This is a genomic window from Psychroflexus halocasei (assembly GCF_900107595.1).
Classification (GTDB): Bacteria; Bacteroidota; Bacteroidia; order Flavobacteriales; family Flavobacteriaceae; genus Psychroflexus; species Psychroflexus halocasei.
The window spans coordinates 190,611-204,027 of the sequence record NZ_FNQF01000004.1; the positions used below are offsets into that span (position 1 = coordinate 190,611).

At 33.5% G+C, this 13,417-nt stretch carries 13 protein-coding genes; 6 read left to right on the forward strand and 7 right to left on the reverse strand.

Features of this window, described 5'->3' with window-relative positions:
• Window positions 1-444 carry a copper resistance protein NlpE gene (locus BLV84_RS06420; protein WP_093241822.1) on the forward strand — a complete coding sequence of 148 codons (444 nt, stop codon included), beginning with the start codon at window positions 1-3 and terminating at the stop codon, window positions 442-444.
• Here BLV84_RS06420 and BLV84_RS06425 read toward each other — a convergent pair.
• Complete coding sequence (locus BLV84_RS06425) at window positions 431-1,030, reverse strand: pseudouridine synthase (protein WP_093241827.1); 600 nt, start codon at window positions 1,028-1,030, stop codon at window positions 431-433. The genes BLV84_RS06420 and BLV84_RS06425 overlap by 14 nt on opposite strands.
• 40 nt (window positions 1,031-1,070) lie before the next feature.
• Between BLV84_RS06425 and BLV84_RS06430 the strand changes: the two genes are divergently transcribed.
• From BLV84_RS06430 to BLV84_RS06445, 4 genes are read left to right on the forward strand one after another with little or no spacing between them, the layout of a single operon-like run.
• Window positions 1,071-1,703 carry a Crp/Fnr family transcriptional regulator gene (locus BLV84_RS06430; protein WP_093241832.1) on the forward strand — a complete coding sequence of 211 codons (633 nt, stop codon included), beginning with the start codon at window positions 1,071-1,073 and terminating at the stop codon, window positions 1,701-1,703.
• 10 nt (window positions 1,704-1,713) lie between these two features.
• Window positions 1,714-2,013 carry a rhodanese-like domain-containing protein gene (locus tag BLV84_RS06435; RefSeq protein WP_093241837.1) on the forward strand — a complete coding sequence of 100 codons (300 nt, stop codon included), beginning with the start codon at window positions 1,714-1,716 and terminating at the stop codon, window positions 2,011-2,013.
• Window positions 2,014-2,058: 45 nt separating this feature from the next.
• Window positions 2,059-3,126, forward strand: a complete 1,068-nt coding sequence (locus BLV84_RS06440) for a TlpA family protein disulfide reductase (protein WP_093241842.1) — start codon at window positions 2,059-2,061, stop codon at window positions 3,124-3,126.
• A 30-nt stretch (window positions 3,127-3,156) separates the two neighbouring features.
• Window positions 3,157-3,705 carry a porin family protein gene (locus BLV84_RS06445; RefSeq protein ID WP_093241846.1) on the forward strand — a complete coding sequence of 183 codons (549 nt, stop codon included), beginning with the start codon at window positions 3,157-3,159 and terminating at the stop codon, window positions 3,703-3,705.
• Between the two features lie 3 nt (window positions 3,706-3,708).
• Here the strand turns inward: BLV84_RS06445 and BLV84_RS06450 are convergent, their stop codons facing one another.
• Window positions 3,709-4,008 (reverse strand): carboxypeptidase-like regulatory domain-containing protein, encoded by a 300-nt coding sequence (locus BLV84_RS06450; protein WP_093241851.1) that lies wholly within the window; start codon window positions 4,006-4,008, stop codon window positions 3,709-3,711.
• 11 nt (window positions 4,009-4,019) lie between these two features.
• On the opposite strand from BLV84_RS06450, the gene BLV84_RS06455 reads away from it, so the two are divergent.
• The gene (locus BLV84_RS06455; RefSeq protein WP_093241856.1) at window positions 4,020-5,672 is read left to right on the forward strand and encodes a M1 family metallopeptidase; all 1,653 of its coding nucleotides are present in this window, start codon (window positions 4,020-4,022) and stop codon (window positions 5,670-5,672) included.
• Here the strand turns inward: BLV84_RS06455 and BLV84_RS06460 are convergent.
• From BLV84_RS06460 to BLV84_RS06480, 5 genes are all read right to left on the reverse strand, one after another.
• Window positions 5,653-6,771, reverse strand: coding sequence for an AMP-binding protein (locus BLV84_RS06460; protein WP_317041011.1), 1,119 nt, complete (start codon window positions 6,769-6,771; stop codon window positions 5,653-5,655). The genes BLV84_RS06455 and BLV84_RS06460 overlap by 20 nt on opposite strands.
• 75 nt (window positions 6,772-6,846) lie before the next feature.
• Window positions 6,847-7,758: a CPBP family intramembrane glutamic endopeptidase gene (locus BLV84_RS06465; protein WP_093241866.1), complete on the reverse strand. Its 912-nt coding sequence runs from the start codon at window positions 7,756-7,758 to the stop codon at window positions 6,847-6,849.
• Complete coding sequence (locus BLV84_RS06470) at window positions 7,737-8,774, reverse strand: o-succinylbenzoate synthase (RefSeq protein ID WP_093241871.1); 1,038 nt, start codon at window positions 8,772-8,774, stop codon at window positions 7,737-7,739. The genes BLV84_RS06465 and BLV84_RS06470 overlap by 22 nt, the downstream gene beginning before the upstream one ends.
• A 3-nt stretch (window positions 8,775-8,777) precedes the next feature.
• The gene (locus tag BLV84_RS06475; protein ID WP_093241875.1) at window positions 8,778-10,736 is read right to left on the reverse strand and encodes an endonuclease; all 1,959 of its coding nucleotides are present in this window, start codon (window positions 10,734-10,736) and stop codon (window positions 8,778-8,780) included.
• A gap of 145 nt (window positions 10,737-10,881) precedes the next feature.
• Window positions 10,882-13,344, reverse strand: coding sequence for a TonB-dependent receptor (locus tag BLV84_RS06480; RefSeq protein WP_234953105.1), 2,463 nt, complete (start codon window positions 13,342-13,344; stop codon window positions 10,882-10,884).
• Window positions 13,345-13,417 lie beyond the last annotated feature (73 nt).

Here is a 13,417-nt window from a genome sequence, read left to right on the forward strand (position 1 = left end):
ATGAAAAATATCTTGATGTTCATATTAGTTGCAACGCTATTGTCCTCTTGTACAAAAACAAAAAAGCAAGAGCAGAAAGAAGAAAAGCAAGAAAAACAGGAAGAGATTATTGATAAGCACACATCACAAACAAGTTTAGATTGGGCTGGCACTTACCAAGGCGTCATACCATGTGCAGATTGCCCTGGGATTGAAATGACTGTTAAACTCAGCGAAGATCAAAGCATCGAAATCAAATCAGTTTATCAAGATAAAGACACTGAGTTTATAGAAGATTCAGAATTTGAGTGGCTTGATGATGGCTTACGCATTTATAGTGAAGTCGATAAACAAAAATATTATTTCAAGATAGAGGAAAATCAAATTGTTTTTCTTGATCAAGAAGGCAACAAAGTTAATTCTGATTTAAACTACACACTTCAAAAACAAACTAGCGAAAACTAGATATTTCTTTCACTTCAGCTTTGTCTAAATCATCAATGTTGATGTTGTCAATTCTGTAACGCACCAATCTTAAAGTTGGGAAATTGACCTTTGCTGTCATTTTCCTGACTTGTCTGTATTTTCCTTCTGTGATTATCACTTTAATCCAAGATGTGGGTCCGTGACGTTCATCGCGAATTCTTTTGTTGCGCTCAGGCAAATAAGTAGGCGTTGAGATTTTTTCAACAACACAAGATTTGGTTTGATAAGGCTTGCCATAAATACTGATTTCAACTCCTTTTTGAAGATTTCTGATAGCTTCATCAGTGATTAAGCCATCAACTTGAACGTGATACTCTTTCTCCAAACCCGTACTTGTAATTCTATAGCTAGCTTTGCCATCAGTTGTCAATAACAACAGGCCTTCAGAAGGTTCATCAAGTCGACCAACCGCCATCGTTTCATCAGGGAAATCACCTAATTCCCCGAGAAGCTTTTTCTTTTGTCGTTGTTTTTGATTGTAAATAAATTGACTGAGATAGCCATCAGGTTTATAAATTTTAAAATAGCGATGATTATTCTCTTCAGGAATTGAATTGTTGGGCATTAATTGTATTTTTAGCTTTTCAAAAATATCATTTTATTCGATGTTAAAAGAATTAAAGGAAAATTATGGGCATCTTTTTGAAGATGAATTACTTCAAGAGATCAATAATGTTGGGACTTTTAAAGAGGTACATCAAGGCGATGAATTGATCAGAATTGGTCAGTACATCAAAAGTATGCCGCTACTACTTCATGGTGCCATCAAAATTTTACGCGAAGATGAAGAAGGCTTTGAGCTTCTTCTCTATTATTTAGAAAGAGGTGAAACTTGTGCTATGACGCTAAGTTGTTGTACAGGAGACGCAAAAAGTTCCATCAGGGCAATTGCAGAAAGAGACTCAACTTTGATTATGGTTCCTGTTGAAAAGCTTGACGAATGGGCTTCAAAATATGCAAGTTGGCGAAGTTTTATTTTCGGTTCATATCATAATCGTTTAAACGAAATTATGGACACCGTTGATAATATTGCCTTCAAGAAGATGGATCAGCGACTGCTTCATTATCTCAAAGAAAAGTCAAAATTTGACGGAAATCATATCATCCAAAGTACACATCAAGATATCGCTTATGACTTACATACTTCTCGTGTTGTGGTCTCAAGACTTTTAAAACAACTTGAAAAAGAAAAGATGATTAAATTAAAAAGAAATAGCATAGAACTTATCAATATTTAAAAATTATAGAATGAATAAAAGTGAAATTTTAAGCAAAGAAGATTACAAAAAAGCAATTTTAAAAGACGTGCAACTCGTCGATGTGAGAACACCTGAAGAATATAATGAGGGTTACATTAAAGATGCTGAGAATATAGATATTAAGTCTCAGGATTTTATTGAAAAAATTGAAACATATTCTAAATCAGAGACTGTTTATGTTTACTGTAAAAGCGGTGGCAGAAGCCAGAAAGCAGCTGAATTAATGATTGATCGTGGATTTAGTCATGTGATTGACCTTGAAGGTGGTTACATCAATTGGATAAACTAAAGCAAGATTCTTATTTACAACACAACAATTTTTAAGAATCGACAAATGATTAATTCATATTTTAAAGGTTTTAAAATTTACACGGCCATTTTAATTATGGCTGTTTTAGTTTCATGTCAAGAAGCAAAAAAAGAAAAGCAAAAAAAGATTCATCACTTTGACTTAACCGTTAATTTATCTGGAGATTATCCTTCTGAAGTTTATCTAAAAACTGACGATATGACTTTAACATCTATAGTTAAAAACAGTCAGGCTCACTTTAAAGACACATTAAGCTTCGCAAAATCAGCTCAACTTTTTATTGATGATTCTAATGGATCCCAACGTTTTTATCTTGCTTTAAACAGTTTGCAAACTGTTAATATAATGATTGATAAAGACAGTATTGAAGATCAATATTTTTATAATATCTCTGCTCCTCAAGTGACGCCAATTATTGAAAGCAGTATCAAATCAAGTTATGCTGCTTATCAAAAAGATGATCTTTCCTTTAAAGATTTTAGCGATGATTTTAGTAACTTTTTAAAATCATACCCAAATCATCAAGTGATTGGTGAAATTTTGACAGATATCAGTCAAAAAAATAAAATGAGTTTTGAAGATCTGAAGTCTTTAAAACAACAAGCCAATTCTTCACATTTTAAGAGAGATGATGCTGAACTTTTTGAGAGATTTTATAAAATCAGAAAGAAATATAAAAAAGGAGAAGCTTTTTATGATTTTGAGCTTGATAACTTACATCAGAAACCCGTTAAACTTCATGACATTAAAGCAAAATTAATTTACGTTGAATTTTGGTCAACTTGGTCTGATGAACCTATGATGAAAACACAAGAATTTTTAGATAATTACAGGTTTTATAAATCAAAATCTTATGAAGTTGTTAGTATTTCTTTAAATACAAATCGTGGGATTTGGCTTCAAAATGTCGTAGAGTCTAATATGCCGTGGGTTAATTTATTGACAGAACAAGGCTATACAAGTCAAATCACATCAGAAATGGGAATTTACAACTTACCCCAAAACTACTTAATTGATAGTCAAGGAAATATCGTTGCAAAAAATGTCAATTATGATAATCTTAAGACATATCAGAATCTCCTTCTGAATTAAAACCTTAATTTTAACAAAAATTATTTAACTATGAATTCAAAAAAGATTTTAATCGGATTAAGTTTTGTGCTTTTATGTTTTGCTCCACAAATCACGAAAGCGCAATCAATTGACCTCGGTATTAAAGCAGGTGCAAACTTTGCAAAACTTTCAGATGCAAGTGGATTAAGTAATAGAACTGGTTTAACTGCTGGTGCATTTGGAGCTGTCAGATTTAATATGTTTTCAGTACAAGCAGAGTTATTGTACTCTGAACAAGGTGCTGAATCTGAATTTGGTGACATCGAGCTAAGTTATGTTCAAGTTCCTGTTTTAGCTAAAATTCACTTTCTAAGACTTTTCAATGTTCAAGTTGGTCCTCAATTTGGATTTTTAACTGATGACAACTTACCTTCTGGAAGTGCTAAAGATGCTGATTTTAGTCTCGTAACAGGTGTTGGTGCTCATTTAGGTTCTTTTAGGATTGATGCGCGTTACAACTTTGGACTCACCAAAACGATGTCAGAAATAGATGGCATTGGTGATGTCAAATCAAAAAACAAATACTTCTCACTAGCTTTAGGTTATAGTTTTTTATAAAACTTATTTTTCCTGAAGCTCAATCTCAAGAGGTGATGCGTTTTTATCTAGTTTATGAAAGTACAATTTGTAACCTTCTAAATTAAATAAAAGTTCGTCGCCTCTTTTTTTTGTATTGATCATAAAGGAACCATCTTCCTTTGATTTTGCATATAAATCAGTACCAACAACTTGCACCATCACATTTTGTAGTGGTTGCTGACTCTCATTTGTTATTGTTCCCTTAATCATTTGTGACTCTTTACCACAAGCGAATAAAGTCATGACAAATAAAAAAAATGTTATTTTCGTAAAAACCTTCATAGCTTCAAATTATGTTTCGAATATACTGTATCATCTCGATTTTACTCCTTAGTTTTTCTGTACAAAGTCAAATTTTAACAAAAAAAAGAAGTCATTTTTCTAAAACAGATTCATTAAGAGGAAGTTTGAGAGCAGAACGCACAAGTTATGAGGTTAAAAAATATGATTTAAAAGTCAAGGTTGAACCAGAGAAGAAATATATTTCTGGTGTTAACAGTATGAATTTCATTGTTAAAGAAAACACCAATCGTATTCAAGTTGATCTATTTGAAAATATGAAACTCGATTCTGTCGTCTATCAAGAAAATCATCTGGACTTTGAAAGACAATATCATGCAATTTTTATCAATTTTAAAAGTGAATTAAAAGCATCAGATCAAACGCAAAACATCAAACTCTACTTTTCTGGCTATCCGATTGTTGCTAAGCGTGCGCCATGGGATGGCGGTTTTGTTTTTGACAAAGATAAAAATGGAAATCACTTCATCGCGACTGCTGTGCAAGGCATAGGCGCAAGTTTATGGTTTCCAAATAAAGATCATCCCGCTGATGAACCTGATGAAGTCACTGTAACAATCATCAACCCATCAGATTTAATCGGTGTTTCAAATGGTCGTTTAACCAATACTGAAAAGCTGAAAGATGGCTTTACAGCATACACGTGGGAAGTTAAAAATCCGATTAACAACTATAATATTTCTGTCAATATCGCTGATTACGCTCATTTTTCTGATCAATTTAATGACTTGGATTTAGACTATTACGTGTTGTCGTACAATTTAGAAAAAGCGAAAAAGCAATTTCAGCAAGTGAAACCAATGCTCGTATGTTTTGAAGAGAAATTTGGCGCTTATGCATTTTATGAAGATGGTTACAAACTCATTGAAACGCCATATTTGGGTATGGAACATCAAAGTGCTGTCGCTTACGGAAATGGCTATAAAAACGGTTATTTAGGGCGAGATTTATCGAACACTGGCGTGGGTTTAAAATGGGATTTTATCATCATCCATGAATCGGCACACGAATGGTTTGGCAACAGTATTTCTTCTTCAGATATCGCTGATATGTGGATTCATGAAAGCTTTACAACTTATGCAGAGAGCGTTTATGTTGAATGCCAATTTGGTTATGATGATGCTGTCAAATACCTGAACGGATTGAGACCACTTATCGCAAATGATGCACCAATTCAAGGCGTTTATGGCGTTCACAATGAAGGCTCAAGCGACATGTATTACAAAGGCGCTAATATGTTGCATACAATCAGATCTGTGGTTAATAATGATGAGTTATGGTGGGAAACATTAAAAGAATTCCATCTTAATTTTCAGTATCAAACGATTGATAAAAATCAGGTGATTGAATTTTTTAATGAAAAATTGAATTTAAACCTCACTCCAGTTTTTGAACATTACCTCAGCTTAGCTGAGATTCCTACTTTAGAATATCGCATAACAAAAAACAATGAATTATTGTTAAGATGGAAGTCGCCTATCACAGACTTTCAAATGCCAATAGACTACTTTATAAAATCTGAGAAACATCGAACTATGATTTCATCGGATCAATGGACAAACACAAATTTAAAAGTCAGAAAAAATAAAGATTTAAACTTTGACACGACATCATTTTACATCAAAACTAAGCGAGTTTCGCAGTAAGTTCAGTTAAAGTCAATTTTCTGTTTATTTTACCTGTCGGTGTGTATGCGAATTTTTCGATGAGATAAATGTCCTTTGGAACTTCAAATTTATCTAACGTTTCACAAGCTTGAACTGCGCTTCTGAGATCGCTTAAATATTCTTCTGAATGCTTTTCTTGAACAACTAAGATCAAACGTTCTCCCAGTTTTTCATCTGGTAAACTCGATGCAAAAAATGCGTCTGTTATCAAGTTCTCAAGTTTTCTTTCTATCGTTTCAGGAAAAACTTTAACGCCACCAGTATTCACAACATTATCAATGCGACCTTTCCAATAAAACTCTTGCGGATTGATCAACTCAACTAAGTCATTTGTTACCAAAGTTTCATCTAAGATACGGTCAGAAGAGATTGTTAGACATCCCCTATCATCAGTTCCAAAATTGATTTTAGGCATGGCTTTAAAAGGTTTTAAAGACTCTCCATTTTCAGAAGATAAACCAGATTTTGGATTTAATCGGCGTGCAGCAACATGTGAAATCGTTTCAGTCATGCCGTATACCTCATAAATTTTAGTTGGCAAACCTTGAATAAGTTGTACCAAGCTATGCGAAACAGTTCCTCCGCCTACAATGATTTTTTTTACAAAATGAAGTCTTTCAAGAGAGTAACTCAACTGAAGTGGTGTCATTGCACAAAAATCAAACTCTTCAAAAATAGAGTCCAGCGGATGCGTTGTTGGTTGAATAATTCTCAAGTCCCAACCTAAAGTTAGCGCGCGAACCAGCATCATTCTTCCTGCGATATAATTAGCAGGCATGCACATCAACGCCTTTGTTTTATTTTTCAATTTAAAAAACTTGTCAGACGCCAAAGCGCTCGCAATCATTTTTTCTTTTTCGATATAATAGACCTTTGGCGTTCCTGTTGACCCTGAAGTTCTCAGTTTTATCGTTTCATAATCTTCATTAAACCAGTCAAGCAAAAAATTACCGACTTGTTCTTCAAACTCATTGCCCTCTTTAATATAGCTGTATGCCACAGAGTACAATTCCTTTGCATTAAAATGCGTTCCATTGAGTTTAAAATCTGGATGGACTTTGTAAGGTGATTTTTTCATCATATTAAATTTCTAGTGGGTTAGTAAAACGAATTTAAAAAATAAAGTGAAGTCTATAAATTAAATATGCTCAATTTATCTTAAAAGTTTTTCTTTCCAATTTGACCACTTATATTTTTTAGAAAATATGAAGAGATAAAGTGGATAAATCACAAATACAGGAATAAAAATTTCTAGACCAACACTGGGTTCAGCAACAGAAATTAGAATTGAATTCGTTTGAAATGCTGTCCAATCTGTTGTCACCAATAAAACAGTGATCAAATTATTAGCAGCATGAAATCCTAGCGCCAACTCGATGCCTTCATCCATCAATGTCATAATACCTAATAAAAAACCTGTCCCGATGTAAGTCACCAATAAAACGTAACCGATTTTACCGATTTCAGGATTGGCAATATGCATAAGGCCAAAAATTACAGAAGTGAAAATTAATGCTAGTAATCGACTTTTAAAAAATCCGCCAATGCCTTGCATCAAATAAGCTCTAAAGAAATATTCTTCAAAACTCGTTTGTAAAGGGATCAAAACAACTGCTAAACCGAGCAGTCCTAAAAACGGTATCAGTTCAAAATTAAGTTTGTAATCAGCAGGGTTTGTGGCATAATCAATCAATGTTAAGCTCACTAAAAAAACTGTTATCAATGCAAAACTAAAGAAAACACGCGACCAATCAATTTTAGGTCTTGTCGTTGTTAGCGATCTTATGCTTTGCTTATGTACAAATTTGACATAAAGTAAAATCAATAAACAAAAAATAGATAATGGTGCAATGGTAGAGACAAAAGTCATATTTCTGCCAATCTCATCAATTTGCTTTTTGATTATTGCAGATTGATCGATATCAAAAGCAATCATTACAGCTAGATTAATTCCTATCAATCCAAAAAACAAAAAACTCGGAATCAAATACTTCCAATACGAACCCTTTTTGTTTTGAGCTTCAGTAATGAAGTTCGCTTCTTTTAAAGAATATTTTTCTGCCATTTTTGAGTTTGCTTATAAAAAATCTGATCACCTTTCACCTCTAATGGCGATGTTATATTATTTATATAAAGACTTCCTGTCCCAAGACCTTGAGGCATTTTTGTATCTAGCGTACTTGTGAATTGTGCAATGGCGTTTAAACCAATATTACTTTCCAAAGCACTGGTTATCCACCAACCAATATTTCTTTCTTCTGCGAGTTTAATCCAATTTAAACTTTCTTTAAATCCACCGACTAAACTAGGTTTTAAAATAATATACTGCGGCTGTATTTGATCTAGCAATTCACCGCGATCTTTTTCTTCAAAAACACCGATTAATTCTTCATCTAAAGCGATTGGTAAAGCTGTTTTTTGACACAATTTATTCATTTCTTCAAACTGACCTGCTTTGATGGGTTGTTCGATGCTATGTAAATTAAATTGACTCAAAGCCTCTAATTTATCCATTGCTGTTTCAGGAGAAAATGCGCCATTGGCGTCAACTCTTAATTCTAACACTTCATCTGAAAAATTAGATCTTATAAATTTTAATAAGTCTAGTTCTTTCTCAAAATCAATCGCGCCAATTTTAAGTTTGATACACCTAAATCCAGCATTCATTTTCTCTTTGATTTGCTCAAGCATAAACTCTTTGGTTCCCATCCAAATCAATCCATTGATAGGAATTCCCTTGTTTTGATTGACAAAATCAGTCTGGAATAATTTAAAAGGATTTGAGCTTTCAAGAGATTTCAAAGCCATTTCCAAGCCAAATAAAATTGAAGGATAAGTTTTTAGCTCTGCAAATAATTCAGCTTTGTTTTTATTGATATGACCACACAACCATTTTAATTTTTCTTCATAATCAGGTCTGTCATCAACACTTAAACCTCTTAAGATTCCGCATTCACCAATCCCAACTTGGTTGCCTTCTTGAAGTTTAAGAAACCATGTTTCTTTTGTTTTTAAAACACCTCTAGAAGTTCCAGAGGCTTTTTTAAACTCTAAAACATGGCGTTTATAAGTCGCTTTCATAAATTATTCGATAATGATTTTCTGGGAAGTTGATTCTTGATCAGAACTCATTTTTAAAATATAAATACCTTGTGCTAAATCAAGATTTAATGTTTTCTCATCAAAATCCTTTTGGTGAAAAAGCTCCTGCCCTGTTAAAGAAAAAATACGAATCTCAACTTGTTTAGGTAAATTCATAAAATTCAATTGACCTTGACTCGGATTAGGATAAACTTTTATCGCAGATGTTTTAAAGTCTTCATTTGACATTGTATTGTTCCAAGTTTCACCAATCATATCACCCCAAATGTAATCAACCAAATCAGGCATATCAATAAACGGGTTTCTATTATTTTGCCAGTTGTAAATCACATTATTTCTGTTCATTTCATAATCATCAGGTGGATCTAATTCATGCCACTCTAATAAAGTTTGTAAATCACCGAGCTGGCCTGCATCAGCTGTTGTTGGAAATCCGTTTACGAGCGACAAATCATTATATCTTAAAGCCATATAGAAAACTGCTCTAGCAACGTCACCTTTAAAGCTTCCTTGATTACCAGTAGGCCCAGTATAATCACCAAAGTTTTTATTCCCACGGCTACTGTTTTCAGAAGATAAAGCTGGTCTTAAATGATGTGCATCAGAGTTTCCGTGGCGAAGTGAATCCGCATTTGTTGTCCAGTCTGGCATTATACCAGTCACAATATCATCATCTTCAATGCTAAAGAATCCACCTCTAGATCTAGGAAAGATGTGTTCTCTATTCCATCGACCTACACTATTTGATCCGCTTTGTTTGAGGTATTTAGCTTTTTGTTGTTCAGTATATAAAAGCCAAACCTTATTGCTGTTTAAAGGACTTTTGTCTGCCTCATCAAGAATAATATAAATGTCAGAATAGGTATGAACTTGAACCGTTGAAGGATCCGATATTAAAGCTGTAATACTTTCTTTTAATTGTTGATCAGCTTTACCATTAAAATCGTTGTAATAATTTGCTGGCGCTGTTGAAGAAACAAGTCCAAAAGTTGGATTTGTCGGTGTTCCGTAACTTTCAACAACAAAATCATTATCGATAACAATGATTTCAATTCTATTTGCATTGAGCACATAAGGCGCTGGTAAATCAGCAACATCAATCAGCAAAACCTCATCTCCTTCATCTTCGCTATCATCAACAATAGCAACTGTTTGAGATATAGAAGACGTGTTTTCTAAAACTGTTAATGATGTATCCCCTACATAATCATCAGTTGTAAAAGTACCGTTTGTCAATGTAAAGCTCAACTCTAAATCACTTGTTAAAACTTCACTTGCTGTAAAAGTCATATCGAAAGCATCACCTTCATCAACAGTTTCTGCAGATACTTCTAAATCTATAAATATTGGCTGGATTCCGCCTCCTTCGTTAGGTTCACGAGGTGTTGGCTCAGCTACAAACCAAGTTCCATCATCAGCACGCTGAATAGATTCAAAATCTTTATTGTTATTTTCATCTTCATCAATTTGCTCAGTCACACCAAGTAAATTCATCAAGCCTACATCATCAGGGTCATTTGTACCATAAACCAAAGCATCAACTAAGTTAGTTGTTGTTGCTAAAGTATATTCAGGGAAATCTGCGCTTGAACCTTGGTAAATAGCAACTGCATCTGCACCATTTTGGAAAGTATTTGTAGGAACAAAAAATTGTGGAGATGGGTTTAATTCAGGTCCACCGATTACAAACAAACCATTAAAATCAGTGACAAATCCATCTAAATCTAGGGCAAAATAACTACTATCTCCCCCACTTGAAGAGCCATTGAATAGAACTAATACATAACCATCAAGAGCTGTGTTTGGATTTGGTGTTTTCAGTTCAACAAACTCTTTATCATCGACACCTTGCGTGTCAGAATCAAGTTCATTTATCAAAATTTGAGAATTGGCAACAAAGCCACTAAAAATAAAGCAAAATAAAAGTAAAAACTGTTTCATCATTTGAAATTTTGAGCAAATGTAATCAAACAAAATGTATGTAGAATGGTATTCGATTAAAAACAAAAAGCTGTTTCTTAAAGAATTTTAAGAAACAGCTTTTAGAAGTTTTAAAAATTAAAATAGCGATTTATAAAGTCAAATTTTAAAACTCACCCTCTCCACCATCTCCGTTGCCTTGACCTCGGCCTTGCTGTCTTGACATTTGTTTATTTTGGTTAAATCGATAAACGAAAGTCGCTGTAATTTGTCTTTCTCTCCATTGAAATTCGCTGTAAGAGGTAAACTGATCAGTAATTGTTCTGTTTTCTCTTTTACGAGAATTAAACAAATCGCTGACGTTAAGAGATATTGTTGCGTTATCATTTAAAATATCTTTACTAAGAGCTAAGTTTAATGAAGCAATTGGTTCTGTTTTCGTTTGCGCATTTTCTCTAGCCCCTCTATAAAAAGCATTTGTTTGCCATTGAATACTCCAAGGAAGATCAACTTTTGAGCTAAATCTCGCAAAGAAGCTTTCGTTATCAGCATCATAATTCACACCGTTAAAATCACCTTCAGTAACAAATTTATAATAATTAATACTACCATTTAATCTTAACCAACGTGCAGGATTATAAAGTAAGCCAAGTTCAGCGCCGTAACGTTCATTACTTGATAAGTTAATTGGTATGGATCTAATTATTGGAATACCATCAGATGTTGTTTGCCCAGTATCTTCTTGAACTCTTTCAAAAGAATCAGTTTCTTTTTGGTAATAGACGGAACTTGTTAAAGTTAATTCTTTGCCCCAACGTTTTAAATAGCCGATATCAAAAGCATCAGAATACGCAGGTTCTAAGCCTGGATTCCCTTGGAATATATTAGTTCGACTTGAGCGCGATGGGAAGGGATTGATATACCATGAACGCGGTCTGTTAATTCTTCTGTTGTAGCCTAAAGTTACATTTTGATCTTCTGATAATTCATAAGTTAAATTAACAGTTGGGAATAAACCTTTGAAGTTTTTATCAAAATCTAACTCAATATCACCAGGTATATCAGCTACATCTCCATATGGTGTTGTTTTACCCTTCAATTGTGTATGTTCAAAACGCAAACCTAATAAGAAAGAAAAGTCTCCAAATTTATTCCCATATTGAGAATAAACGGCAGTAATATTTCTGTCATATTCAAATACATTAGAAACTGAATCATTTAAGACGAAATCACCTAAATTATTCTCGTCATATAATATGTAATCATTCTTCTCATTCTTGTAATTTCCTCTAAATCCTGCCTCGAATTGCGCTTCACCCATTGGTAAAACATAATCAGCTTGTACTAGAAAATCCTTTTCATCAGTTTTTTCAGTCAAACTCTCAGTCACTATGTTGTCTTGGTTGGCGAAAAGTTCATTTTCGTCAATAAAATTACTCGTTTTTTCATTATCGATAGAGTATTGAATATCAGCAGTTAATTTATGCCCTTCTCTATCATATTTCTTTTCAAAGTTTAATGAAACTTGGTGACTATTTTCATCTTCACGCTCATCTTCAGTTCTTAAGGTCTGGCTGCTTAAACTTCCAGCATTGTAACGGTATGTATCATTAAAGGTTTTGTCAACATCATCACCAAATCTTGTAAAATAACTTAATGTAATTTGAGTTGTATCATTAATAAAATAAGTTGAACCAATGTTAGCGTTATAATTTTCTCTATTTCTTTTATATTCTCGTTCTTCCATAAGATTATCATAAACTGAATTGTTGGAAGTGTAATCGTTTTCAAAATAAGCATTGCCATCTGGTTTCCTTTTAGAATAACCTAGGTTAGTAAAGATATTGAACTTGTCTGTTCTAGCATTTGCATTAACAGAAACACCTTGGTTTAAGGGTGTTCCAACATAAGCACGCACTGACCCATTAAAGCCTAGAGTTTTGTCACGCTTTAAAATGATATTTAGAATTCCAGCTGTTCCCTCAGCGTCATATCGAGCAGATGGACTTGTAATAACCTCTACTTTATCAATGGCGTCTGCTGGTAACTGTCGAAGTACATCTGTAGATCCAAAACCAGCAATAGCTGATGGTTTACCATTGATTAATATTCTCACATTTTCATTTCCTCTTAAGCTAATCCCGCCTTCAACATCAACATCAACAGAAGGAACATTCGCCAAAGCATCAGTAATTGTCGCACCTGAAGTGGTTAAATCTTTACCTATGTTATAGATTTTTTTATCAAGTCTCACATCAACGGTTGTTGTTTCTGCTGTGACAACTACTTCCTCTAAGTCTGCTGCTTCAAAACCTAACTTAATAGTGCCCATGTTTTTGTTAGATGTCAAATCAATGTTTTCAAACATCTTAGTTTCAAAAGAAATATACTCAACTTTTAAGTCGTAAAGACCTTTTGGAACTTTAAATTTAAACTCTCCTTGAATATTGGTTACACCTCCATTTACGGTTTCTTTAGTTTCTGCATCAATAACAGAAATTGTTGCGTATTCAAGCGGAAAATTTTGATCTGCATCAACAACTTTACCACTTAATTCACTTTTTTGAGCGAAGATGCTCAATGTACATAGAAAGAAAAATACTATGCTGGTCTTTAGTTTTAAAATCACTTGTTTTTAGTTTTAGTTTGGCATTAAGACAACAACGGCTCTTCATCGTTTAATGAAGAGCCGTTAAAATTAA

Excerpts from the sequence above, each read along its gene's own strand:
- BLV84_RS06420 (WP_093241822.1), top strand. The coding sequence starts at position 1 with ATGAAAAATATCTTGATGTTCATATTAGTTGCAACGCTATTGTCCTCT.
- BLV84_RS06425 (WP_093241827.1), bottom strand. The coding sequence starts at position 1,030 with ATGCCCAACAATTCAATTCCTGAAGAGAATAATCATCGCTATTTTAAA.
- BLV84_RS06430 (WP_093241832.1), top strand. The coding sequence starts at position 1,071 with ATGTTAAAAGAATTAAAGGAAAATTATGGGCATCTTTTTGAAGATGAA.
- BLV84_RS06435 (WP_093241837.1), top strand. The coding sequence starts at position 1,714 with ATGAATAAAAGTGAAATTTTAAGCAAAGAAGATTACAAAAAAGCAATT.
- BLV84_RS06440 (WP_093241842.1), top strand. The coding sequence starts at position 2,059 with ATGATTAATTCATATTTTAAAGGTTTTAAAATTTACACGGCCATTTTA.
- BLV84_RS06445 (WP_093241846.1), top strand. The coding sequence starts at position 3,157 with ATGAATTCAAAAAAGATTTTAATCGGATTAAGTTTTGTGCTTTTATGT.
- BLV84_RS06450 (WP_093241851.1), bottom strand. The coding sequence starts at position 4,008 with ATGAAGGTTTTTACGAAAATAACATTTTTTTTATTTGTCATGACTTTA.
- BLV84_RS06455 (WP_093241856.1), top strand. The coding sequence starts at position 4,020 with ATGTTTCGAATATACTGTATCATCTCGATTTTACTCCTTAGTTTTTCT.
- BLV84_RS06460 (WP_317041011.1), bottom strand. The coding sequence starts at position 6,771 with ATGAAAAAATCACCTTACAAAGTCCATCCAGATTTTAAACTCAATGGA.
- BLV84_RS06465 (WP_093241866.1), bottom strand. The coding sequence starts at position 7,758 with ATGGCAGAAAAATATTCTTTAAAAGAAGCGAACTTCATTACTGAAGCT.
- BLV84_RS06470 (WP_093241871.1), bottom strand. The coding sequence starts at position 8,774 with ATGAAAGCGACTTATAAACGCCATGTTTTAGAGTTTAAAAAAGCCTCT.
- BLV84_RS06475 (WP_093241875.1), bottom strand. The coding sequence starts at position 10,736 with ATGAAACAGTTTTTACTTTTATTTTGCTTTATTTTTAGTGGCTTTGTT.